The 24,013-nt window shown below is 66.1% G+C and carries 21 protein-coding genes; 15 read left to right on the top strand and 6 right to left on the bottom strand.

The genetic code is table 11. The annotated features are described in order from the left end of the window. Positions 1–440: 440 nt before the first annotated feature. The 6 genes from NA2_RS13920 (at position 441) to NA2_RS13895 (ending at position 7,723) form a co-directional block, all read left to right on the top strand. On the top strand, positions 441–1,343 hold the full coding sequence (locus NA2_RS13920) for a glucosamine kinase nucleotide-binding domain-containing protein (RefSeq protein WP_008597611.1): 903 nt from the start codon (positions 441–443) through the stop codon (positions 1,341–1,343). Then, the gene (locus NA2_RS13915; RefSeq protein ID WP_008597610.1) at positions 1,340–2,098 is read left to right on the top strand and encodes a GntR family transcriptional regulator; all 759 of its coding nucleotides are present in this window, start codon (positions 1,340–1,342) and stop codon (positions 2,096–2,098) included. The genes NA2_RS13920 and NA2_RS13915 overlap by 4 nt, the downstream gene beginning before the upstream one ends. Positions 2,099–2,138: 40 nt before the next feature. Then, complete coding sequence (nagA, locus tag NA2_RS13910; RefSeq protein ID WP_008597609.1) at positions 2,139–3,305, top strand: N-acetylglucosamine-6-phosphate deacetylase; 1,167 nt, start codon at positions 2,139–2,141, stop codon at positions 3,303–3,305. A 124-nt stretch (positions 3,306–3,429) separates the two neighbouring features. Beyond that, positions 3,430–5,682: a heavy metal translocating P-type ATPase gene (locus tag NA2_RS13905; protein WP_008597608.1), complete on the top strand. Its 2,253-nt coding sequence runs from the start codon at positions 3,430–3,432 to the stop codon at positions 5,680–5,682. Between the two features lie 738 nt (positions 5,683–6,420). Continuing rightward, a complete protein-coding gene (locus tag NA2_RS13900) occupies positions 6,421–7,329 on the top strand; it encodes a LysR family transcriptional regulator (protein ID WP_008597607.1) in 909 nt (302 codons plus the stop codon). A gap of 121 nt (positions 7,330–7,450) precedes the next feature. Further along, positions 7,451–7,723 carry a hypothetical protein gene (locus tag NA2_RS13895; protein WP_008597606.1) on the top strand — a complete coding sequence of 91 codons (273 nt, stop codon included), beginning with the start codon at positions 7,451–7,453 and terminating at the stop codon, positions 7,721–7,723. Between the two features lie 14 nt (positions 7,724–7,737). Here NA2_RS13895 and NA2_RS13890 read toward each other — a convergent pair whose 3' ends face one another. Beyond that, positions 7,738–8,535, bottom strand: coding sequence for an IclR family transcriptional regulator domain-containing protein (locus tag NA2_RS13890; RefSeq protein ID WP_008597605.1), 798 nt, complete (start codon positions 8,533–8,535; stop codon positions 7,738–7,740). 55 nt (positions 8,536–8,590) lie between these two features. Between NA2_RS13890 and NA2_RS13885 the strand changes: the two genes are divergently transcribed. Genes NA2_RS13885 through pcaF form a run of 3 tightly spaced genes read left to right on the top strand, consistent with a single transcriptional unit; the run spans position 8,591 to position 11,445 of the window. Next, positions 8,591–9,448: a CoA transferase subunit A gene (locus NA2_RS13885; RefSeq protein WP_008597604.1), complete on the top strand. Its 858-nt coding sequence runs from the start codon at positions 8,591–8,593 to the stop codon at positions 9,446–9,448. Further along, on the top strand, positions 9,445–10,221 hold the full coding sequence (locus tag NA2_RS13880) for a CoA-transferase subunit beta (protein ID WP_008597602.1): 777 nt from the start codon (positions 9,445–9,447) through the stop codon (positions 10,219–10,221). The genes NA2_RS13885 and NA2_RS13880 overlap by 4 nt, the downstream gene beginning before the upstream one ends. A gap of 18 nt (positions 10,222–10,239) precedes the next feature. After that, positions 10,240–11,445, top strand: coding sequence for a 3-oxoadipyl-CoA thiolase (gene pcaF / locus NA2_RS13875; RefSeq protein ID WP_008597601.1), 1,206 nt, complete (start codon positions 10,240–10,242; stop codon positions 11,443–11,445). 214 nt (positions 11,446–11,659) lie between these two features. Here the strand turns inward: pcaF and NA2_RS13870 are convergent, their stop codons facing one another. The 4 genes from NA2_RS13870 to puuE are packed head-to-tail and all read right to left on the bottom strand — an operon-like array spanning position 11,660 to position 15,019. Then, positions 11,660–12,259 carry a nucleoside deaminase gene (locus NA2_RS13870; protein WP_008597600.1) on the bottom strand — a complete coding sequence of 200 codons (600 nt, stop codon included), beginning with the start codon at positions 12,257–12,259 and terminating at the stop codon, positions 11,660–11,662. Continuing rightward, the gene (locus tag NA2_RS13865) at positions 12,256–12,756 is read right to left on the bottom strand and encodes an ureidoglycolate lyase (RefSeq protein WP_008597599.1); all 501 of its coding nucleotides are present in this window, start codon (positions 12,754–12,756) and stop codon (positions 12,256–12,258) included. Before NA2_RS13865 ends, NA2_RS13870 begins: the two co-directional genes overlap by 4 nt. Then, positions 12,753–13,589 (bottom strand): bifunctional allantoicase/(S)-ureidoglycine aminohydrolase, encoded by an 837-nt coding sequence (locus NA2_RS13860; RefSeq protein WP_040677964.1) that lies wholly within the window; start codon positions 13,587–13,589, stop codon positions 12,753–12,755. The genes NA2_RS13865 and NA2_RS13860 overlap by 4 nt, the downstream gene beginning before the upstream one ends. A gap of 14 nt (positions 13,590–13,603) precedes the next feature. Continuing rightward, entirely contained in the window at positions 13,604–15,019 is a 1,416-nt protein-coding gene (gene puuE / locus NA2_RS13855) for an allantoinase PuuE (RefSeq protein WP_040677918.1), read from the bottom strand. Between the two features lie 190 nt (positions 15,020–15,209). On the opposite strand from puuE, the gene uraH reads away from it, so the two are divergent. From uraH to xdhC, 4 genes are all read left to right on the top strand, one after another. After that, the gene (gene uraH / locus NA2_RS13850; RefSeq protein WP_008597596.1) at positions 15,210–15,575 is read left to right on the top strand and encodes a hydroxyisourate hydrolase; all 366 of its coding nucleotides are present in this window, start codon (positions 15,210–15,212) and stop codon (positions 15,573–15,575) included. Continuing rightward, positions 15,575–17,044 (top strand): xanthine dehydrogenase small subunit, encoded by a 1,470-nt coding sequence (gene xdhA, locus NA2_RS13845; RefSeq protein ID WP_008597595.1) that lies wholly within the window; start codon positions 15,575–15,577, stop codon positions 17,042–17,044. Before uraH ends, xdhA begins: the two co-directional genes overlap by 1 nt. Positions 17,045–17,046: 2 nt before the next feature. Then, positions 17,047–19,389, top strand: coding sequence for a xanthine dehydrogenase molybdopterin binding subunit (xdhB, locus tag NA2_RS13840; protein WP_008597594.1), 2,343 nt, complete (start codon positions 17,047–17,049; stop codon positions 19,387–19,389). Positions 19,390–19,606: 217 nt separating this feature from the next. Next, positions 19,607–20,410 (top strand): xanthine dehydrogenase accessory protein XdhC, encoded by an 804-nt coding sequence (gene xdhC / locus NA2_RS13835; protein ID WP_008597593.1) that lies wholly within the window; start codon positions 19,607–19,609, stop codon positions 20,408–20,410. A gap of 21 nt (positions 20,411–20,431) precedes the next feature. Here xdhC and NA2_RS13830 read toward each other — a convergent pair whose 3' ends face one another. After that, positions 20,432–21,346, bottom strand: coding sequence for a LysR family transcriptional regulator (locus NA2_RS13830; RefSeq protein WP_008597592.1), 915 nt, complete (start codon positions 21,344–21,346; stop codon positions 20,432–20,434). A gap of 134 nt (positions 21,347–21,480) precedes the next feature. Between NA2_RS13830 and NA2_RS13825 the strand changes: the two genes are divergently transcribed. Continuing rightward, positions 21,481–22,695, top strand: a complete 1,215-nt coding sequence (locus NA2_RS13825; RefSeq protein ID WP_008597591.1) for a urate hydroxylase PuuD — start codon at positions 21,481–21,483, stop codon at positions 22,693–22,695. A gap of 3 nt (positions 22,696–22,698) precedes the next feature. After that, the gene (gene guaD / locus NA2_RS13820) at positions 22,699–24,006 is read left to right on the top strand and encodes a guanine deaminase (protein WP_008597590.1); all 1,308 of its coding nucleotides are present in this window, start codon (positions 22,699–22,701) and stop codon (positions 24,004–24,006) included. Positions 24,007–24,013 lie beyond the last annotated feature (7 nt).

The raw sequence follows: 24,013 nt of genomic DNA, 5'->3' as shown, positions 1-24,013 counted from the left end.
TCCTTCTCCCTGTTGTGCCTGTAGAATGCTGTTTGCCATGCGCGCGCGGTCGAACCGACGCGGGCGCAGCGTCGTGCTGCGGAACATTCCGGTGGGGATGGCCTGTTTGTTGGGGTCGTGCGGGCGGCGGCAGGCGAACCTCCTGTCTCCGCTGCGGTGCTGCGCGCCGTTCGACCGGCGTCGGAGTGCAAGCCGGCGAAGCATGCTTCGCGGATGCCTTTCCACTTTCCAGCGAGACCCGTTATCATAACTCCTCCACCCGACAAATTAAGGCCAAAAAAATACCATTTGTCTAGTGGGATTCCGGATTGTTCTGCCGCATCGGCCTCTTGATGCGGGAAAAGCGCATATTTTTCAATAAAATCCAGCTGCTTGTCGTTTGTGCATTTTTGCGGTTTCGCAAAGGTATCTTTTTGGTATTATATGGTGGAGGAGCGCCTATGACCGATTACGTGATTGCCATCGATGGTGGGGGGACGAGCTGCCGGGCCGCGGTTGCCGACAGGGCCGGCCGTGTCGTGGGGCGCGGCATGCGCGGTGCAGCCAACATCTTCTCCAGATCCGACGCGATTTCCGAGAGCATCGTCGCCGCCTCGCTGGCGGCGCTGGAGCAGGCGGCCATCGACGTCAGCAGGATCAGCGGCATCCCGGCCTTTCTGGGCCTGGCCGGGCTGAATGTCGGCATGCGGCAGGAACAGCTCGCCGCCGAGTTGCCGTTTAGCGACACGCGCTTCGCGCATGACGGGATCATCGCGCTGCAGGGGGCTCTGGGCGACGGCGACGGCGTGATCGCCATTCTCGGCACCGGCTCCGCCTATGTCGCGCGCGCGGCGGGCGAGGTTCGTAGCGCCGGCGGGTGGGGGTTTGCCGTGGGCGATCAGGCGAGTGGCGCGGTGATCGGCCGGATGCTGCTGCAGCAGACGCTCCTGGCGCGGGACGGCATCCGCCCGATGACACCGCTCGCCAGCGCCGTGATGACGCGTTTCGGAGACGAGCAGCAGGCGGTGGTCGAGTTCACCCAGTCGGCGAAGCCGGCGGATTACGGCTCCTTCGCGCCGATGATCTTCACGTTCGACGCCAAGGGCGATCCGATGGCCGCCGGGATCATCGCCGAGGCGGTCGGCGACATCACCGAGACGCTCGACGCGATGGTTTTCGAGGGATGCGAACGGCTCTGCCTGCTCGGCGGTCTGGCCGAGAAATATGGCGAGCGGCTCGCTCCGCGGCACCGGGCGATCCTGCGCGCGCCGCTCGGCGATCCGCTGTCGGGCGCGGTGCAGCTCGCCCTGCGCGCGTTCCTGCCTGCCGCGGCCGTCGCTCCCGACGGGATGGAGCGGCGATGAACGCGGTCGATCTTTTCAAGCCCGACCGGGTCGCCGCCATGGGGCCGGGACCGCTCTACCTGCGTCTTCGCCGCCTGCTCGAGGAAGCGATCACGGGTGGGCTGATCGGCGAGGGCGAGGCGATCCCGACGGAGCGCGACATCGCCGAACTGGCCGATCTCAGCCGCGTCACCGTGCGTCGCGCCGTCGATGACCTGGTGAAGCAGGGCCGGCTGATCCGCAGGCATGGCTCGGGCACTTTCGTCGCGCCCTCGGTGGCGCGCGTCGAACAGTCCCTGTCGCTGCTGACCTCGTTCACCGAGGACATGGCGCGGCGCGGGCTTTCGTCGCGTTCCGAATGGCTCGAAAGGGCCGTCGTCGCGCCGTCGCCGGACGAGATGATGGTGCTCGGCCTCTCGGTCGGCGACATGGTTTCGCGGCTGGAGCGGCTGCGCATCGCCGGCGACGTGCCGATGGCGATCGAGCGGGCTTCGATCATCGGCACCTATCTGCCGGACCCGGCTTCGGTCAGCGGATCGCTCTATGACGCGCTGGAGGAGCGGTCGGCGCGGCCGATCCGCGCCACGCAGAGGATCTCCGCGCGCAATCTGGACGAGCGCGAGGCGGTGTTGCTGAAGGTCGCGCCCGGCGAGGCCGCCCTCTATATCGAGCGCGTATCCTACCTGCCGGGCGGCCGGGTCATCGAGTTCACCCGGTCCGTCTATCGCGGCGATGCCTATGATTTCGTCGCCGAACTGAAGATTCCCGAACATTGACGCACATCACGCAATGGAACCCGCTTTGGAAACCCCTGTCATGAGTTCTTTCGCCCTCGCCGGAGCGCGCATCTTCGACGGTCACGGCTGGCTGACGGGCCATGCACTGGTGATTGAGGGAGGCAAGATCGTCGATCTCGTGCCGGAGGGATCCCTCGCGGCGGGGCGGACGGTGCGCCGCGCGGCGGGCTCGATGATCGTGCCCGGGTTCATCGACCTGCAGGTGAATGGTGGCGGCGGGGTCATGTTCGACGGTGCGAGCGGTATCGAAGGCATCGGCACGATCTGCCGCGCCCATGCCCGTTTCGGGACCACGGGGCTTCTGCCGACACTGATCACCGATACGCCCGGATCGACGGCGGCGGCTGTCGCGGCGGGCATCGCGGCGGCGCGGGCGCATGTGCCCGGGTTCCTCGGACTGCATCTGGAGGGACCGCATCTTTCCGTCGCCCGCAAGGGCGCGCACGACCCGGCGCTGATCCGGCCCATGAGCGATGCCGATCTGGCACGCCTGATCGAGGCGGCGCGGCAGCTTCCGGTGCTGATGACGACACTGGCCCCCGAAAGCGTCTCGCCGGAGCAGGTTCGAGCGCTCGTCGCCGGCGGCGTCAGGGTCAGTCTCGGCCATACCGACACGGACTGCCGGACGGGTCTTGCCTATGCCGAGGCCGGTGCGTCTATGGTGACGCATCTGTTCAACGCGATGAGCCCACTCGGGCATCGCGAACCCGGCCTCGTCGGCGCGGCGCTGGAGAGCGGCGCGCTGTGGGTCGGACTGATCGCCGACGGCGTGCATGTCGACCCCGTGGCGATCCGCGCCGCGCTGAAGGCGAAGACCGGCCCGGCGCGCATCTTCGCGGTGACCGACGCCATGTCGACCATCGGCACCGACGTGGCCTCCTTCACCCTCAACGGACGCACCATCTTCCGGAAGGACGGCCGCCTGACGCTTGAGGACGGAACACTGGCGGGCGCGGATATCGACATGGTGTCGACCGTCGCCTATCTGCACCGCGTCGTGGGCCTGCCGCTCGACGAGGCGCTTCGCATGGCTGCCCTCTATCCCGCGCAGGCGGTCGGGCTGGAAGCGTCGAAAGGCCGGCTCGCGGCGGGCATGGACGCGGATTTCGTCGAACTGACCGACGGGCTGGACGTGGCGGCCACCTGGATCGGCGGACAGGCGGTGTTCGAGGCATCTGCCGCCTGACGCGACCATGCGCGCCAGCCGGGCAAACGGCACTCTTTGCAGAAAATGGCATTTTCCCTCTTGAAGCTCTAGTGACTAGAGATCCTATCCTTGTGGTGAGTTGACAATCGCAAGGAGAAGAATCGTGTCCTCGAACCATGAAAACCGCGCCACGCAGGCTTTGACGTGGACGGTCAGCGGCATGGATTGCGGAAGCTGTGCCGCAAAGATCCGGGGCGCTGTGGAACGCCTGCCGGGCGTTTCCGACATCAAGGTGTCGGTGATGGCGGAAACCCTTTCCGTATCGTTGGACGACCAGGGGACCGAACCACAGGCTGTCGAAAACGCCGTCAAGCGGCTTGGCTATTCGATTGCTCCGCGCAATCGGGCCGCCATGACGCCGCCGGATGCGGCTTCGGACGGGGCCTGCTGTGGCGGACATTCGCACGGAAGCGATCACAACGGGGCGCATTCCGCTTCGGATGCGGCCCATGGCGCCGCCGGCCATGTGCATGGCGCGAGCGATCCCGACAAGCGCTGGCACGAAACCGGCAAGGGACGGCTGGTGATCGGCACGGGCCTCCTGCTGGCCGCGGCCTGGGCAGCGAAATGGTTCCTGCCGGGCGACGTCTCAGCCTGGGCCTTCGTGGCCGCCTGTCTGATCGGCGTCTTCCCCGTGGCACGCCGCGCCTTTGCGGCGCTTCGCGCCGGCATGCCGTTCACCATCGAGATGCTGATGACGGTTGCCGCCGCCGGCGCGCTGGTCATCGGCGCAGCCGAGGAAGCGGCGCTGGTGGTGTTCCTGTTCGCCGTCGGAGAGGTTCTCGAGGGGGTTGCCGCCAATCGCGCCCGCGCGGGCATTCGCGCCCTCGGCGACCTCGTGCCGAAAACGGCCCTGCTCGAGGAGAACGGCGCGACGCGCCAGGTGCCGGCGGCGGCGCTGCGCATCGGCCAGCTTGTGGTGGTGCGGCCCGGCGACCGCATTCCTGCCGACGGCGAGATCGTGGACGGCACGGCAGGCATCGACGAAGCGCCGGTGACCGGCGAATCCGTGCCGAAGACCAAGGGGGTCGGCGAGGCGGTCTTCGCGGGCTCGATCAGCACCGACGCCGTGCTGCGGGTGCGCGTCACGCGGACGCCGGAAGACAACACCATCGCTCGCATCATCCGCCTCGTCGAGGAGGCACAGGAGGCGCGCGCGCCGACGGAACGTTTCATCGACCGTTTCAGCCGCTACTACATGCCGGCCATTGTCGGTCTCGCCATCCTGGTCGCCATCGTACCGCCGCTGTTCATGGGCGGGCTCTGGGATACCTGGATCTACCGCGCGCTGGCGCTGCTCCTGATCGGCTGTCCCTGCGCGCTGGTGATCTCCGTTCCGGCCTCCATCGCTTCGTCGCTGTCGGCCGGGGCACGGCATGGCCTTCTCATGAAGGGCGGCGCGGTGATCGAGGCCGCGGCGCGGACCGAGCTGGTCGCTTTCGACAAGACCGGAACGCTGACGCGCGGCAAGCCGGCCGTGACCGATATCTGGAGCCCGGACGGCGACGCGGATGCTGTCCTTGCGCTGGCCGCCGGCGTTGAAGCCGGGTCAAGCCATCCGCTGGCGCAAGCCATTCTGGCGCATGCCGAGGCGGAGGGCATTGCCGTTCCGGCGGGGCGCGACGCGCGGGCGATACCCGGGCGCGGGGTCGAGGCCAGGATCGGCGAGGCAACGGCCTTCGTCGGCTCGCCGCGCTATGCCGAGGAACAGGGCGTCATGACGCCGGCTGCAAGGTCGCGAATCGAAACGCTCGAGGCCGAAGGCAAGACGGTCGCCGCCGTGTTCAGGACCGGCAAGCTGGCCGGCGTGGTCGCCCTGCGCGACGAGCCGCGCGAGGATGCCGGGCAGGCGGTCGCGGCGCTCAAGGCGCTCGGCGTCCGGTCGGTGATGCTGACCGGCGACAACGAGCGCACCGCCGCGGCGATCGCCGGCACCCTGTCGATGGAGCACAGGGCGGAGCTGCTGCCGGACGACAAGGTCACGGCCATTCGAGACCTCGCGGGCAAACTCAACGTCATGATGGTCGGCGACGGCATCAACGATGCGCCGGCACTGGCCGCGGCTCATGTCGGCGTGGCGATGGGGTCGGGTACCGATGTGGCCCTCGAAACGGCCGATGCGGCGCTGCTGCGCAACCGCGTCGGGGACATTCCCGAGAAACTGCGCCTGGCGCGGGCCACCATGGCCAATATCCGCCAGAACATCACGATCGCGCTCGGCTTGAAGGTCGTGTTCCTGGTCACCACCGTCCTGGGGATGACGGGTCTCTGGATCGCGATCCTGGCAGATACGGGCGCGACTGTTCTCGTCACCCTGAACGCCCTGCGCCTGCTGGCCTTCCGCTTCGGGCGGTAGACCCGTTCAACGTCCCACAGAAACGCTGAACGGGCCTATCCCTTTGTTTGCCGCGTTGTGCGGGCGTCAGGTGATCTCACCTGACGCCAAAACACTCCAGGGCCTTTTGCGGAGAAACGGGGAGAAGAACGGTCTCGTCGCCGGTCCGGACGATCCATGGTCGAATCACGTCATCGCCGCTGCCCAAGGGGTGGCGGCGAGCGTGTTTTCGCAGTCGATACGAGGGCGTATATCGATGTCGCAATAACCGTATAAGTTGTATTTTTGTGTTTACATCCCCATGGTGTGGGTTTCTCGTTAATCTATTGTTTTTATAGTTTTATTTCGTCCCTTGTATCGGTGAAAAAGCGCATAACTTGCATAGATATCCACATAATCCCTTATAGGTTGTACGTGTACCGAAAATTCGGTATCGTGTTTAAGTTGTATCGAGACGGGTCACTTTCTACCGATCTCATGGGGGGAGAGTGTGTTTCAGCGGACAGGGTTGGTCGGCGCCGCATGAGTTAAGCTTGGGCTGTTTTCAGTTCGGCTTGGACTGGTCGGCTTGGTGGCAGGCGCGGATGCGCGTCTGTCCGGGGCGGTGCATTGTGCATCGCGCCCGATGCCAGCCACGTGGCGATCGCCCCGGTTTGGATGCGAGCGATCGCCGTCGTCTTGAAACAGCGTTGTGTGCCGCATGTGCGGCATTGTCGGACGGGTCAAATCTCACCTCATACGGAACGAGGCGCAAAACCTATGGGCATGCACAAACAGGACGGACTTTCATTTGCCACCTTGCGGGCCGCCGAGGCGGTCATCGACACCCGAAGCCTGACCGGCGCGGCGCAGAAGCTGGGCATCAGCCAGCCGGCGGTCAGCATGCATCTCGGGCGGCTGGAAAAGGCGATCGGCACACCTCTGATCAAGAAGCTCGGCAACCGCATCATCGTGAAGGAGGAGATCTCCGGTCTCATCCGCCAGATGCTGGACCTGGAGCGCCGCCTGCGCACGGTCGGCTACGAGAAGAATCTGGCCAAGCTGAAGATCGGCGTCTGCACTTACTGCGCGCCCCTTCTTCTCGGCGGCCTCGGGCGGCTCAACAAGCTCAAGGAGCAGGTGAGCTGGCGCATCGCCGATTCGAAGCGGCTCGAGGAAATGTACGATTGCGGCCAGGTGGATGCCATGTTCAAGGCGCTCTACCCGTCGGAAATGGGGCCGGACTTGGCCACCCAGTATACGCTTCGCTGGATCGGCAGCCGGGAGATCGCCGAGCAGTCGAAACGCAATACGGGCGCGATCCCGGTTGTGCTCACCAATGCGCAGTCGCCGCTGGGCATGGCGGCGCGGGAATGGCTGCGGCAGCGGGAGGTCGCCTATGAGGTTCTGGGCGAGGTCGACGACATCGCCACCGCGATGAAGCTCGTCTCAAGCGGGATCGCGGTTTCCCCCTTGCCGAGCTTCGTCTTCGACGGGCAGATCTCCAGGCTGGACGATTGCGTCGAGGTCATGCCCGGCAGCCTCGACATGCGGTATGGCATGTTCTTCGACGACAAGCGGTTCAATCTGCGGCTGGGGCTGGACATCTTCGAGTTCCTGCAGGGCGAGATGCACCGCATGTCGCCGCCGCTCGCCGCGTTCCAGAGACACAGCATCACGCACCAGTAACCCCGCCGTCTCACCCGTGCCGTGCAGGCCTCCGCGCGGCAGGGTTCTGCCAACAAACTGTCGTCAAAAATTCATCGGGCCGCCTCCTTGCTGTCAGGATCGGCGGTGAAGAATCCCAGCCATGAAAACACCTGTTCTCAATACCGATTCGGACATCTCGTCCGATCCCCGGATCGATGCGTTCCTCTCCCCGGATGAGGATGCCTCGATCGTCGATTCCCTGTTCTCCGTTCTGGAGGGGCCGTCCGCCACGGACGCGAAGGATGTGCTCGAACGCGTGATGTTCGCACGCCTGCAGGCACGCATCGCGCACCGCATGCGCCAGTCGATCCAGGGACCCCGGGAGGCCAATGCCGGCGGCAACGACCGGAGCAGCTCGAGGAGTGCCGCATGATGCAGTGCAGGGTGCTATTGCAGGGCGAGAAAATCCTCCACCCTTCGCGCGGCGCCGAGAAGGGTGGGCAGAACCGCCTGCTCCATTTCAGTGCAGCTAAAGCGCGCGGACTGGGTCGAGACGTTGAGCGCCGCGACAATGCTGCCGGACTTGTCGCGGACGGGAACCGCAATCGACCGCAGGCCGAGTTCAAGTTCCTGGTCGACGATGGCGTAGCCGGCCCGGCGCGCTTTCGCCACTTCAGAGGCGAGGACGGACCGGTCCGTCACCGTTCTGTCGGTTCTGGCGCCGATCGCCGCCTGCGTGAGAAAACGGGTGAGTTCGGCCGCATCCAGATCTGACAGAAGAACGCGCCCCATGGACGTGCAATAGGCCGGCAGGCGCGCGCCGACGCCGAGCGCGACGGACATGATGCGCCGGCCGGCGACGCGCGCCACATAGACGACGTCCTCGCCCTCCAGCACGCCCGCCGAGCAGGATTCGCCCAGTTGCCCGGATACCTCGCGCATGATCGGCTCGGCGTAGCGCCACAGGGACGCGTCGCCCAGCCAGGAACGGGTCAGGGACAGAAGCTTCGCCGACAGGACGAAGCGCCGCTCTTCCTGCCGTGCGAAGCCGCTTGCCACCAAGGTGATCAGCAGGCGCCGGGCGCCGGCGCGGGTCAGGCCGGCGGCGGCGGCGACCTCGGTCAATGTGATGCCGCCCGGCGCCGACGCCAGGATCTCCAAGACACTCAGCCCCTTCTGCAGCGACCCGACCAGGTCGCGGGGCCGTTCCGTGTCCGTGCCGTTTGACTCCGCAGATACCTCCATCTAAGAAATATCTCATACAAAACTTTTGTTCGCAATACGAACTTTTGAGTTGGCCATGGTGCGTTTCCTCCCACTTTCCGAAGCAGTGGCGGAGAACCTGAATGACGGCGATAGCGTCGCCTTCGAAGGGTTTACCCACCTCATCCCGACGGCGGCGGCGCACGAGGCCATCCGCCAGGAATTTTCGGACCTGACGCTGATCCGCATGACCCCGGACGTGGTCTATGACCAGATGGTCGGTATGGGTATGGCGAAGAAGCTCGTCTTCTCCTATGCGGGCAATCCCGGCGTCGGGCTCCTGCGCCGCCTGCGCGACGCGGTGGAGAACGGTTTTCCCCGCCCTGTGGAGGTCGAGGAGCACTCACACGCCGCCATGGCCAATGCCTATGAAGCCGGCGCTGCGGGGCTGCCCTGCGCGGTCTTCCGCGGGTATCGCGGCGCCGAGCTTGCCCGGGTCAATCCCAACATCAGGCGCATCGCCTGCCCGTTCACCGGCGAGGAACTGGCCGCGGTGCCGGCGCTCAGGCCCGATGTCAGCTTCATCCACGCCCAGAAGGCGGACCTGAAGGGAAACGTTCTGATCGAGGGCATCGTCGGCGTCCAGAAAGAGGCGGCGCTGGCCGCGCGCCGCGCCGTCGTCACGGTGGAGGAAGTGGTCGACGATTTCGACGACCTGCACCCCAATCTCTGCATCCTGCCGCACTGGACGGTCTCGGCGATCTCGGTGGTGCCGGGCGGCGCGCATCCATCCTACACACATGGCTATTACGCGCGCGACAACGCCGCCTATCTGGAGTGGGACGGGATTGCTGCCGACCGCGACGCGTTTCGCGCATGGATGGAGGAGCACGTGCTGCAGGCTGTTCCCGAGGATTTCGCAAGACGTGTCGAGACGCTGAGGGCAGACCGATGAGCGGCGCCGATTTCACCCCCAACGAGATGATGACCATCGCCGCGTCGCGCGCCCTTAAGAACGAGGATGTCTGCTTCGTCGGCATCGGCGCGCCGTCGGCGGCCTGCAACATCGCGCGGCTGACGCATGCGCCCGACATCACGCTCATCTACGAGTCCGGCACCATCGGCACGGCGCCAGACGTGCTGCCGCTGTCGATCGGCGACGGCGAATTGTGCGACACGGCGCTCACCACCGTGCCAGTGCCGGAGATGTTCCGCTACTGGCTGCAAGGCGGGCGCATCACCATCGGCTTTCTCGGCGCGGCGCAGCTCGACCGGTTCGGCAACATCAACACCACCGTCGTCGGCGACTACGATCATCCGAAAGTGCGGTTGCCGGGCGGCGGCGGCGCGCCGGAGATCGCCTCCTCCTCGCAGGAGGTCTTCATCACGCTTGCCCAGTCGAAGCGCTCGATGGTCGAGAAGATCGACTTCTACACCTCCTTCGGCCATGGCGAGGGTGGCGACCACCGCCAGAGGCTCGGCATCGACACGAAGGGCCCGACGCTGCTCATCACCGATATGGCGATCTGGAAGCCGGACCCGGAGACGAAGGAGTTCACCGTCGTCTCGCTGCATCCGGGCGTCACGCGTGATCACGTTCAGGAGACCTGCGGGTGGACGGTCCTCTTCGCCGACGATGTGGAGGAAACCCCGCCGCCCAGCGCGCTGGAGCTTGCGACACTGCGCGACTTGAAAGCGCGCACGGAGAAGGCCCATAAGGGCGCATGAACTGGAGAACCATGCATCATGGCTGAAGCCTTCATCTGCGACTATATCCGCACGCCCATCGGTCGCTTCGGCGGCGTCCTGTCCTCCGTCCGGGCCGACGATCTGGCGGCGGTGCCGCTCCGGGCGCTGATGGAGCGCAACACGAATGTGGATTGGGCGGCGATCGACGACGTCTTCTACGGCTGCGCCAATCAGGCGGGAGAGGACAACCGCAACGTGGCGCGCATGGCCGTCCTGCTCGCCGGGCTTCCCATCGATGTGCCGGGTTCGACCGTCAACCGCCTGTGCGGTTCCGGCATGGACGCGATCACCATCGCCGCGCGGGCGATCAAGGCGGGCGAGGCCGAGATCATGATCGCCGGCGGCGTCGAATCCATGAGCCGCGCGCCCTTCGTTATGCCGAAGGCCGACGCCGCCTTCTCGCGCAATGCGGAGATCTACGACACCACCATCGGCTGGCGCTTCGTCAACAAGGTGCTGAAGAAGCAGTACGGCATCGATTCCATGCCCGAGACCGGCGAGAACGTGGCCGAGGACTTTTCCGTGAGCCGCGCCGACCAGGACGCCTTCGCCGCGCGCAGCCAGGACAAGGCGGTCGCCGCGCAGGAGAATGGGCGCCTCGCTCGGGAGATCGTTCCGGTCACGATCCCGCAGCGCAAGGGCGATCCCATCGTGGTCGACAAGGACGAGCACCCGCGCCCCGGCACCACGGCCGAGAAGCTCGGCAAGCTGCCGACACCCTTCCGCGAGGGCGGCACGGTGACGGCGGGCAACGCCTCCGGTGTCAATGACGGCGCGGCGGCGCTGATCATCGCTTCCGAGGCGGCGGCGAAGAAATACGGCCTGACGCCCATTGCGCGCATTCTCGGCGGGGCGACCGCCGGCGTTCCCCCGCGCATCATGGGCATCGGTCCGGCGCCGGCGACGAAGAAGCTGTGCGCGCGGCTTGGCCTGAAGCCGTCGGACTTCGATGTGATCGAGCTGAACGAGGCCTTCGCGTCGCAGGGCATCGCCGTGCTGCGTGATCTCGGCATTGCCGAGGATGCGGCCCATGTGAACCCGAACGGCGGCGCCATCGCGCTCGGTCATCCGCTCGGCATGTCGGGCGCCCGTATCTGCGGCACGGCGGCGCTGGAACTCGCTGAGCGCGGCGGCAAGCTGGCGCTCGCCACCATGTGCATCGGCGTCGGTCAGGGCATCGCGCTGGCGATGGAAAGGGTGTAGCGCGTTCCGCGTTGGCCGCTGGCTGGCTGTTTCGCCAACGCCACCCACCCCAGCCCTCATGGTGAGCCTGTCGAAGCACGGGGGCGGCATGAAGCGCGCCTGCGGCAACGTGGTGCGCACCTTCACCCTCGCCCTTCGACAGGCTCAGGATGAGGGTGAAGGCAGAGAATCGGTGCGGGCAACGGCAAAGTGGTGATCGCGGGCGCCGGCGGCGTCAGTTCAACGGAATGGAATTTTCCGCCTTGCCCTGCTGGTAGATCCCCGAAAGCCCGTCATAGGCGGCCTTGAGCGCAGCGATGCGCGCCGATGCGGCGAGCGCATCGGCTTCCGGCAGGGCGGCCGCCAGCGCCGGCAGGGAATAGCTCTTCCAGAAGGCGTTCTCGGCGTTGTAGCCGCCCGCGTCGAGGGTGAAGACCTCCTTGAGAATCCGCAGATCGTGCGGGATGGCGAAGCTGTCGCGCGAATCCTCGTGGCTGAACAGATAGTGGAAATTGTCGAACCCGGTCCATGTGATGGCGGAGAGGCAGAGCGAGCACGGCTCGTGCGTCGAAAGGAAGATGCAGTCCTTCGTATCGGGACGCGATGCCTGCGGCAGTTCATAGAACCGCTTCAGCGCGTGCATCTCGCCGTGCCAGAGCGGATTCTCGAGCTCGTTGTTGGTCTCTGCGATGACCAGCGACAGGTCGCTCTTCCGCAGGATCGCGGCGCCGAACAGCTTGTTGCCCCGTTCGACGCCCGCCTGCGTCAGGGGCAGGATGTCCTGCTCGATGACATCGAACAGCCGGTTGATCAGATGTCCCGAGGGCGCGCTCATGATGGCTCCGGCAAGGTTATCCGATAGGGTGCGGGAAAGAAGAACTCCTCGATATTGTCGCCGTCGCCGCCGCGGTCCACCACCGCGAAATCCTGTTCCATTCCGAGCGGAGTGAGCACGCCATGCCATGTTCCCCGCGCATAGTTCACGCCCTGTCCGGGCTTGGTCAGGAAAGCACGCGGGGTTCCGGGAGAGCCGTCCTGATCCGGGCAGACGATCACCAGAAACGGCGCCGGCGACAGCGGGATGAACGCCTGGCTGCCGAGCGGATGGCGCTCGACCATGCCGACGGTAACCGGCGCGGGATATGGCTTGGCGCGAAACAGGCTGATCAGGACGCGGGCATTGTCGCCCGTCGCCTCGACCTGCGCCAGATCGTGGAAACGCCGGCAATTGCCGTTGTTGATGAGGAAGCTCTGCGCGCCTTCCGCCTCGATCACGTCTCCGAAGGGAGCGAAGGCCTTCCGGGTGAGGGGCAGCGCTGCGATCACCGTCATCGCGGGAACACCCCTCCGAGCCTGGGGTGGCGGTTCACGTCCTTGTAGAGCAGATAGCGGAAGCGGCCCGGTCCGCCGGCATAGCAGGCCTGCGGGCAGAAGGCGCGCAGCCACATGAAGTCGCCCGCCTCCACCTCGACCCAGTCCTGGTTGAGCCTGTAGACCGCCTTGCCCTCCAGCACGTAGAGGCCGTGCTCCATCACGTGGGTCTCGGCGAAGGGGATGACCGCGCCCGGCTCGAGCGTGACGATGGTGACATGCATGTCGTGGCGCACGTCCTCGGGATCGACGAAACGGGTGGTCGCCCACCGGCCGTCCGTGTCCGGCATGGGCGAGGGCGCGATGTCTGCCTCGTTGAGGAACAGGGCGTCGGGCGCGTCGAGACCCTGAACAGCCTCATAGGCCTTGCGGATCCAGTGGAAGCGCGCCGGCCTGTCGCCTGCATTGCGCGCCCTCCAGCTGCTTGCCGGCGGCAGGAAGGCGTAACCGCCGGGCGTCAGCAGATGCGCCTCTCCGTCGAGCTCGACCGTGAGTTCGCCTTCGACGACGAACAGCACGCCTTCTGCCTGCGCGTCCGGCTCCGGCGTGTCGCTGCCGCCGCCCGGCAGCACTTCCATGATGTATTGTGAAAAAGTCTCGGCGAAGCCCGAAAGCGGCCGGGCGATGACCCAGCAGCGCGTCCTGTCCCAGAAGGGCAGGACGGAGGTGACGATGTCCTGCATGACGCCCTTGGGCATCAGCGCATAGGCCTCGGTGAACGCCGCCCGCTCGGTCATGAGCTGCGTCTGCGGAGGGTGGCCGCCATGGGGCGCGTAGTAGGTGCGGGCGTTCATCGGGCGGTCCTGTGTCATGAGGGAAGGAGGTCCTTCAGGCGCAGATGGGCGATGCGCTCCACCTGCCGGCAGGCGGTGGCGAATTCCTCGTCGCGGCCGTTGGCCAGGCGCGTCTCGAACGCCTGAAGAATGCTCTCCCTGGTGTGGTCCTTGACCGCGATGATGAAGGGAAAGCCGAACTTCTCGACATAGGCGGCATTCAGCTCGGTGAAACGCGCGCGCTCGGCGTCGGTCAGGGCGTCGAGGCCGGCGGAGGCCTGTTCCCTGGTGGATTCCGCGGTCAGGCGCCTGGCCGCTGCGAGCTTGCCGGCAAGGTCGGGGTGGGCGTTGAGGACGCCCAGGCGCTCGTCGGCGCTCGCCGAGCGGAAGACACGCGACAGCGCGTTGGCCAGCCCGCCCGCCGTGTCGTGCGCCGGCCCGAGCTCCAGTCTGGCGGCCCGTTCGGCGATCCAGGGGGAATGCTCGAAGATGCTGCCGAAGCACTCGATGAATTCCGGCTCCGTCATTCGGCTCGGGCGCAAGGCCGGCGGTGAATAGGGATGTGTTTCCATCCAGTGCCGGGCGATGGCGCCGCGCGTGGCGAGCCACACATGGTCACGCCCCTTCACATATTCGATGAAGCGCTGCAGCGCCGCCGCGCGGCCGGGCCGGCCGACCAGCCGGCAATGCAGGCCGATGCTCATCATCGCCGGGCGCCCGGCGCCGCCTTCCGCATAGAGTGTGTCGAAGGCGTCCTTCAGATAGGTGAAGAACTGGTCGCCGGAATTGAACCCCTGCGGCGTCGCGAAGCGCATGTCGTTGGCATCGAGCGTGTAGGGGATCACCAGTTGCGGCCGCGCCGCGTTGCCATGGCCGTCATGGTCCAGCCAGTAGGGCAGGTCGTCGTCATAGGCGTCGGAAATCCAGTCGAATCCGCCTTCCTCGATGGCCAGCTTCACGGAATTGACCGAGGTGCGGCCGAGATAGAGCCCGCGCGGGCGCTCGCCGGTCACTTCCGCGTGCAGGCGCACCGCTTCCATGAGGTCGCGGCGTTCGTCCTCCATGTCGTGCGAGCGGTAGTCGATCCATTTCAGCCCGTGCGAGGCGATCTCCCAGCCGGCATCCCGCATCGCCGCCACCTGGTCGGGGCTGCGGGCAAGCGCCGTTGCGACGCCGAAGACCGTGACGGGAATGTCGGCGGCCGTGAACATGCGGTGCAGCCGCCAGAATCCGGCGCGGGCGCCGTATTCGTAGATGGATTCCATGTTCCAGTGGCGCATGCCGGGCCAGGGGGCCGCACCGACCACTTCCGACAGGAAGGCCTCGGAGGCCTCGTCCCCATGCAGGATGCAGTTCTCGCCGCCTTCCTCGTAGTTGACGACGAACTGCACGGCGATCCGCGCCGCGCCGGGCCATTTCGGGTCCGGCGGGGTGGCGCCATAGCCGGACATGTTGCGGAAATAAGGGGTCAAGGCGCGCTTCCATTGATCGTCATTGCCGAAGATAGTCGAAGGAATAGGCTTGGAACTTTCCCGAAAAATTTGAAAGTCTTTTGTTGTCCCACTGCCGGCACGCCCCTTATGCTCGCGAAGGATTTGCCGCACAATCGGGCCAGTTTCGGCGGAGAGGCAGGGAGGCCGCATGAACGATGTGGGTGAGGGCCGGTTGACGACCCATGTGCTGGACACGGCCAGCGGAAGACCGGCGGCGGGGCTGGAGATCGCCCTTTACCGCATCGCCGGCGCGGAGCGGACGCTGCTGAAGACCGTCGTCACCAACAGTGACGGGCGCTGCGATGCGCCGTTGTTGCAGGGCGCGGATTTCGCCACCGGCGAATACGAGCTGGTCTTTGCGGCCGGCGCCTATCTCGCGGCGCAGGGCGCGGCCCTTCCACAGCCCGCCTTCCTCGACCGCATTCCGATCCGCTTCGGCATGGCCGAGAACACGCATTACCATGTGCCGCTGCTCGTCTCGCCCTACGGCTACTCCACCTACAGGGGAAGCTGATGAAATCCCGCAATGAAATCCGGTTCCTGCTGAACGGCGAGAGCCTCGCGCTGGGCGAGGTGCGGCCCGACGAAACCCTGCTCGACCTCCTGCGCATCAGGCGCCGGCTGATCGGCACGAAGGAAGGCTGCGCGGAGGGAGACTGCGGGGCCTGCACGGTTCTCATCGGCCGGCTGCGCGGCGGCGAACTCGTCTATGAAAGCGTCAACGCCTGCATCCGCTTCGTCGGTTCGCTGGACGGTTGCCATGTGGTGACGGTCGAGCACCTGAAGCGCACGGACGGCACGCTGCATCCGGTGCAGCAAGCTCTGGTCGATCATCACGGCTCGCAATGCGGCTTCTGCACGCCGGGTTTCGTGATGTCGCTCTACGCGCTGTGGATGCGCGTGCCGCAGCCTTCGGATCAGGCGATCGAGAAGGCGCTGCAGGGCAATCTGTGCCGCTGCACGGGCTATGAACCGATCGTGCGGGCGGCGCGCGCCATCTCCTCCTATGGCGAGGCGTCCGACGATCCGCTGGCCGCCGAGTGCGCCGCGGTGATCGCCGCACTGACCGCCATGCGCGACGGGGCGCGCGTCGAGATCGGCTCGGGTGGTGAGCGCCTCGTGGTGCCGGCCAGCGTCGATGATCTCGCTGCGGTCCTCGAGGCCGAACCGAAGGCGACCATCGTCGCCGGCGCGACCGATGTCGGCCTTTGGGTCACGAAGTTCATGCGCTCGATCTCGCCGGTCGTCTTCATCGGGGCGCTGGACGAGCTGCAGGCCGTCAACGCTGAAAACGGCGTGATCAGCATCGGCGCGGGGGTGAGCTACACGGAGGCGTTCGCCCTGCTTTCGGCGCGTATTCCGCAGCTCGGCGCGCTGATCGACCGCATCGGCGGCGAGCAGGTGCGCAACATGGGCACGATCGGCGGCAACATCGCCAACGGATCGCCCATCGGCGACATGCCGCCGCCGCTGATCGCGCTGGGCGCGACGCTGACGCTGCGCAAGGGAACGGCGCGGCGGACCATTCCGCTCGAAACGTTCTTCATCGACTATGGCAAGCAGGACCGGGCGGCGGGCGAATTCGTCGAGGCGGTGCATGTGCCCGTGCCCCGGCCGTCGGAATGCTTCGCCGTGTGGAAAATCTCCAAGCGGCGCGACGAGGACATCACGGCCGTTCTCGGCGCCTTCAACATCGCCGTCGCGGACGGCGTGGTGACGCATGCCCGCATCGCCTATGGCGGCATGGCGGCAACGCCGAAACGGGCGAGGACCGTGGAGGCCGCCCTGATCGACCGGCCCTGGACCTACGAGACCGTCGAGGCGGCGCTTGCCGCTTTCGAGACGGATTTCAAGCCCATCAGCGATGCGCGGGCCACGGCCGGCTACCGCATGCTGGCGGCGAAGAACCTGCTCAGGCGCTTCTTCCTGGAAGGCGTGGAGGGGCATGTGCCTCTGCAGGTGTCCCGATACGAGGCGGCGTGATGATGACCAAGCACGAAGCTCTTGACCTCGCGAAGGCGAAAATTGTCGGCGGCGTCGCCACCGACCAGAAGCACGATTCCGCCCACAAGCATGTGACCGGCGAGGCGATCTACATCGACGACATGCCGGAGCCGGCGGGCACGCTGCACGCCTGCCTGGGGCTTTCGGAGGTGGCGCATGGGAAGATCACGGGAATGGACCTTTCCCGGGTGCGCGCGGCTTCGGGGGTCGTCGCCGTTCTGACGGCCGAGGATGTGCCGGGTGTGAACGACATCAGCCCGACCGGTCTCCATGACGAACCCATCCTCGCTTCGGGAAAGGTGCAGTTCTTCGGCCAGCCCGTCTTCGCCGTGATCGCCGAAACGCGCGAGGCGGCGCGCCGCGCCTGCCGCCTCGCCAGGGTGACCTATGCGGAAGAGCCGGCCGTGATCGACATCGCCGATGCCGGCCCTTCCGGCACGCTGGTCACCGCGCCGCTGACGCTGAGCCGGGGAGAAGCTGTGAAGGCGATCGCTGCGGCGCCGCGCCGCATCAAGGGACAGATGCGCGTCGGCGGGCAGGATCATTTCTATCTTGAGGGCCAGATCGCTTTTGCCCTACCGGGCGAGGACCGTGACGTTACCGTCTATTCCTCCACCCAGCATCCGAGCGAGGTGCAGCATATGGTGGCCCACGCGCTGGGCGTCGCCTCGCATGCCGTCACCGTCGAGGTGCGGCGCATGGGCGGCGGGTTCGGCGGCAAGGAGACCCAGAGCAACCAGTTCGCGGCGATCGCCGCGATTGCGGCGAAGCGGCTCAACCGGCCGGTGAAGCTCCGCCCCGACCGCGACGACGACATGACGGCGACCGGCAAGCGGCACGACTTCCTGATCGACTATGAGGTGGGTTTCGACGACGACGGGGCCATTCTCGGCGTCGATTTCACCTATGCGGCGCGCTGCGGATTTTCCGCCGATCTTTCGGGACCCGTGACGGACCGGGCGCTGTTTCACTGCGACAATGCGTATTTCTATCCGCATGTTCGCGCGGTCTCGGCGCCCCTCTACACCAACACGGTTTCGAACACGGCGTTTCGCGGTTTCGGCGGGCCGCAGGGCATGGTCGGCGCCGAACGCATCATCGACGAGGTGGCCTTCGCGCTCGGCAGGGATCCGCTCGATATCCGCAAGAAGAATTTCTACGGGACCGATACGCGCAACCTCACGCCCTATCACCAGACGGTCGAGGACAATGTCGTCGAGCGTGTGGTGAGCGAGCTCGAGGCGAGCGCGGCCTATGCGGAGCGCCGGCGTGCGATCGACGCGTTCAATGCGAACAGCCCCATCGTGAAGCGCGGCCTGGCGCTGACCCCGGTCAAATTCGGCATCTCGTTCACCGCCACGCATTTCAACCAGGCGGGCGCGCTGGTCCATGTCTACACGGACGGGTCCGTGCACCTGAACCATGGCGGCACCGAGATGGGGCAGGGCCTCTATGTGAAGGTCGCTCAGGTGGTCGCGGAGGAATTCCAGATCGACATCGACCAGGTGAAGATCACCGCCACCACGACAGGCAAGGTACCGAACACTTCCGCCACGGCCGCCTCGTCGGGATCGGACCTCAACGGCATGGCGGCGCAGAACGCGACACGCCAGATCAAGGCGCGACTGGTCGATTTCGCCGCCGGGCATTTCGAGGTGCCGAAGGATCAGATCCTGTTCCTGCCGGGGCGCGTGCGGGCCGGCAATCAGGAGATTCCCTTCGCGGAGCTGATCGGAAAAGCCTATATGGCCCGGGTGCAGCTCTCTGCCGCTGGTTTCTACAAGACCCCGAAAATCCACTGGGACCGGGACAAGGGGCGGGGCCGTCCGTTCTACTATTTCGCCTATGGAGCCTCCTGCGCCGAGGTCTCGGTCGATACGCTGACGGGCGAATATATGGTCGAGCGCGTTGACATCCTGCACGAGACCGGCCGGTCTCTGAACCGGGCCATCGACATCGGCCAGATCGAGGGCGGCTTCGTCCAGGGGATGGGCTGGCTGACGACGGAGGAACTGGTCTGGGACGGCAAGGGGCGCCTCGCGACCCATGCGCCGTCCACCTACAAGATCCCGCTCGCCTCGGACCGGCCGAAGATCTTCAACGTGACGCTGGCCGACTGGGCGGAGAACGCCGAACCCACGGTGAACCGCTCGAAGGCGGTCGGAGAGCCGCCGCTGATGCTCGGCATGTCGGTGCTGCACGCGCTCTCCGACGCGGTGGCAAGCGTGGCTGGACACCGGGTCTGTCCGCGTCTCGATGCGCCTGCAACGCCGGAGCGTGTGCTGATGGCAGTCGAGCGGATGCGGGCCGGGGCCGGGGCTTAGATCGTGCGTCGTCGTGCGGCTGTTGTATGGATATGCGCTTGATCCTTCGACCCCCCCTCTGGCCTGTCGGCCATCTCCCCCACAAGGGGGGAGATCGGCTTTTTCAAACGGTTTCGCAAATCGTTGGATGGAACCGCCACCAACGCGTAATCTCCCCCCTTGTGGGGGAGATGGCCGGCAGGCCAGAGGGGGGCGCGAAGGGGCGCGGGAGTTGGCAATGAGCGCGCTCGCCGGCAGGCTTGCCGCTTTCCTCGATGCCGCGCCTGTCCTGGCTCTGGTCGAGGTCCGCGAGGCGAAAGGCTCGACGCCACGCGAGGAAGGGGCATGGATGCTGGTCTCGCTCTCGTCGATTTTCGGCACGATCGGCGGCGGGCAGCTCGAGTTCCTGGCGATCGACAAGGCGCGCGAACTGATCGAGCGGAACCTTTCCAGCGGCGCCCTGGATGTCCCCCTCGGGCCGGAGATCGGCCAGTGCTGCGGCGGCCGGGTCGTGCTCGACCTGAACATCCTCGACGCCGGCAAGCGGGCGACGCTGCTGCGGGAGACGGAAGATGCCGATCTGGCGCGACCGCAGGTGATCCTGTTCGGCGGCGGCCATGTGGGGCACGCGCTGGCTGCGGCGCTGGCGCTGTTGCCGGTGCGGGTGACCGTGGTCGAGACGCGCAATGATGCGCTGGCGGATTTTCCGGACGGCGTCGAAACGATGCTGACCGCGATCCCCGAGGACGCCGTGCGCACGGCGCGGCCCGGTTCGGCATTTGTGGTTCTGACGCACGACCACGCACTGGATTTCCTGCTTGTCAGCGAGGCGCTCGGGCGCGGTGACGCCGCCTATGTCGGCATGATCGGCTCGAAGACCAAACGGGCGACGTTCAGGAGCTGGTATCTGAAGAATGGCGGCGACGAGACGCGGCTTGCGTGGCTCATCTCGCCGATCGGCGGCGAGCGCGTGCGCGACAAGCGGCCGGCCGTGATCGCCGCGTTGGCGACGGCGGAGATCATGGCGGCGCTCAGCGGCTGATGCGCCGCGTATGCGGTTGGCTCACGCCAGGATCTCACCGATCATGCGCTGGCAGCGCGCCGTCATGAAATCGACCAGAAGGCGGACCTTCGGGTCCTGGAATTTCTTGTGCGGGTAGAGGGCGGCGAGGCGGACGGGCACGGGTGGCGTCTGCGGCAGGACCACTTTCAGCCGCCCGTCGCGCAGATAGGGCTCTATCTCGAAGCGCGGCTTGTTGACGATGCCATGCCCGGCCAGCGCCCAATCGGTGATCACGTCGCCATCGTCGGAATCATAGGGGCCGCTGACCTCGAACTTCTGCGGGCCGTCGCCGGTCTGCAGGGTCCAGAAATGCTCCCGGGCGCCGGGAAAGCGCAGCATCAGGCAGTCATAGCCGCCATCGACGAGTTCCTGAGGGCCCGCCGGCTCGCCGCGCTGCGCCAGATAGTCGGGTGCGGCTGCCAGGACGCGCTCGCACTCCATGATGCCGCGCATGCGGAAGCTGGAATTCTCCAGAATGCCCAGCTTGAACGCCACGTCGATGCCCTCGCGCATCATGTCGACCTCGTGGTCGGACAGGCGCAGCCGCACCTCGATCTCGGGGTATTTGTCGCGGAATTCGGGAATGCCGCTGGCGATCAGCCGCTTGCCGATGCCGAGCGGCGCGGTGACGCGGATGATGCCGCGCGGATGACCGGAAAGGGCGGCGACCGAGGCTTCGGCCTCCTGCACGGCGTCCAGAACCTTGCGCGCGCCCTCGTAGAAGGCGCGCCCCTGCTCGGTCGGCGTCAGCTGCCGTGTCGTCCGGTTGAACAGGCGGACGCCGAGATGCCGCTCGAGTTCCTTCACCCGGTTCGATGCGACCGCCGGTGAAAGACGCATGTCGCGGCCAGCCGCCGACAGGTTGCCCAGCTCGACGACGCGGACGAAAACGGCGATGTTGTCCAGATAGGCCATGTACGATCCCGGCGCGATCCCGATTGGTCGGGGGCATTATTTTCCAGAAAAATTTGAAAGTCATCGTGCTTATCCCCGCTTTCTGTTTATACGGGAGATCGTAACCTTGGGCCTCTGCTGGATGAGGAACGAGCATGAACGACTTTGCGATTCTGTGGGACTGGCTGGCCTTCGGCGTCCGCTGGCTCCACGTGGTGACGGCCATCGCCTGGATCGGCTCGTCCTTCTACTTCATCGCGCTGGACCTGGGGCTGACCAAACGGCCCGGCCTGCCGCACGGCGTCGCGGGCGAGGAATGGCAGGTGCACGGCGGCGGCTTCTACCACATCCAGAAATACATGGTTGCGCCGGCGGCGATGCCGGAGCACCTGACCTGGTTCAAATGGGAATCCTACGCCACCTGGCTGTCGGGTTTCGCGCTGCTGGCCATCGTCTACTATGCGGGGGCCGATCTCTATCTGGTGGACCGCAACGTGCTCGACGTTTCGGCGCCCGTGGGCATCCTCATCTCGCTGGCGTCGATCGGCCTCGGCTGGATCCTCTACGATCTCCTGTGCAAGTCGCCGCTGGGCCGGAGCGACACCGTCCTGATGCTCGTGCTCTACGCGATCCTGGTGGCCATGAGCTGGGGCTACACGCAGTTGTTCACAGGGCGGGCGGCCTTCCTGCATCTGGGCGTCTTCACCGCGACGATCATGACGGCGAACGTGTTCCTCATCATCATTCCCAACCAGAAGATCGTCGTCGCCGACCTGAAGGCCGGCAGGACGCCCGAGCCTAAGCTCGGCATGCAGGCCAAGCAGCGCTCGCTGCACAACAACTACCTGACGCTGCCGGTGGTCTTCCTGATGCTGTCGAACCACTACCCGCTGGCGTTCGGCACGCAGTTCAACTGGGTGATCGCCTCGATCATCTTCATCATCGGCGTCCTGATCCGGCACTATTTCAACACGGTTCATGCGCGCCGGGGCACGCCGCACTGGACCTGGGGACTGGCCGGGGTTCTGTTCATCATCGTCATGTGGCTATCGACCGTGCCCGCGGTGCTGACCGGCGAGACAAGGCTTTCGGCGGCCGGCGAACGCTTCGCCGCCTCGACGCATTTCCCGGCCGTGCGCGACACGGTGATGGGTCGCTGCGCCATGTGCCACGCGGCCGAACCCGGCTATGAGGGCATTCACGCCGCGCCGAAGAACGTGATCCTCGACAGCGACGCGGCAATCGCCGCGCAGGCGCGCGAGATCTACTTGCAGGCCGGCCGCAGCCATGCCATGCCGCCCGCCAACGTGTCGGGCATCACCGAGGGCGAGCGCCGCCTGCTCGTCACCTGGTTCGAGGAGGCCCGCTAGCCAATGGTCCAGACGCTGATCCGTGGACGCCTGCTGACGTTCCATGCGGAGCCGAAAAGCATGGAGGATCACGGCGCCTATTCCTACGAGGAAGACGGCGCCGTGCTGATCGAGGATGGCGTGATTGCTGCTTCGGGCGGCTTTGCCGACGTCTCGGCGCGCGCCGCGCCCGGCCATGAGACGGTCGACCATCGCCCGCACCTGATCCTGCCGGGCTTCATCGACGCGCATGCGCATTTCCCGCAGATGCAGATGATCGCCAGCTATGGCGCCGAACTGCTCGACTGGCTCAACGACTACACCTTTCCCGAGGAGACGGAATTCCGTGACCTGCAGCACGGGCGGCGCATCGCCCGCCTGTTCCTCAACGAGCTGCTGCGCAACGGCACGACCACCGTCGCCGCCTATTGCTCGGTGCACAAGGAGAGCGCGGAGGCGTTCTTCGCAGAGGCGCTCGGCCGCAGGATGTGCGTCGTCGGCGGCAAGGTGATGATGGACCGCAACGCTCCGGAGGGGCTGACCGACACGCCGCAATCCTCCTATGACGACACGAAGGCGCTGATCGCCGACTGGCATGGCAAGGGGCGGCTTCACTATGCGGTCACGCCGCGCTTCGCCATCACCTCGTCGCCAGAGCAGCTCGAGATGGCGGGCGCGCTGATGCGCGAGTTTCCGGACCTGCACATGCAGACGCATCTGTCGGAGAACCACGACGAGATCGCCTTTACCGGGGAGCTTTATCCGGACGCGCCGGACTATACCGGCATCTATGAGCGCTACGGCCTGCTGGGACCGAAGGCGCTTCTCGGGCATTGCATCCACCTATCCGAACGTGAAGCCGACGCGCTGGCCGACACCGGCTCCGTGGCGGTCTTCTGCCCCACCTCCAACCTTTTCCTCGGGTCCGGCCTGTTCGACTACCAGCGCTATCGCAAGCGGACCAAGTCATTGCGGATCGCCACGGCAACGGATGTCGGCGGCGGCACCAGCTATTCCATGCTCAAGACCATGGACGAGGGCTACAAGGTCATCGCGCTCAACGGCGAGAAGCTCAATCCGTTCGCCTCTTTCTGGCATATCACCCGGGGCAATGCCGAAGCCTTGTCCCTGTCGGACCGGATCGGCACGCTGGATGCTGGAACGGATGCCGATCTCGTCGTGCTCGACGCGCGGGCGACGCCCGCCATGGCGCTGCGGATGGAGCGCGCGAAAGGTCTGGCGGAGGAGCTTTTTGTGCTACAGACGCTCGGCGACGACCGCGCCGTGGTGGAAACCTACGTCGCGGGGGAGGCGCTGAAGAGCGAACTGTAGGGCAGGG

It is taken from the genome of Nitratireductor pacificus pht-3B (genome assembly GCF_000300335.1).
Lineage (GTDB): Bacteria > Pseudomonadota > Alphaproteobacteria > Rhizobiales > Rhizobiaceae > Nitratireductor > Nitratireductor pacificus.
Note: the sequence above shows the minus strand (reverse complement) of the source record. Positions and strands in the feature narration are given on the sequence as shown.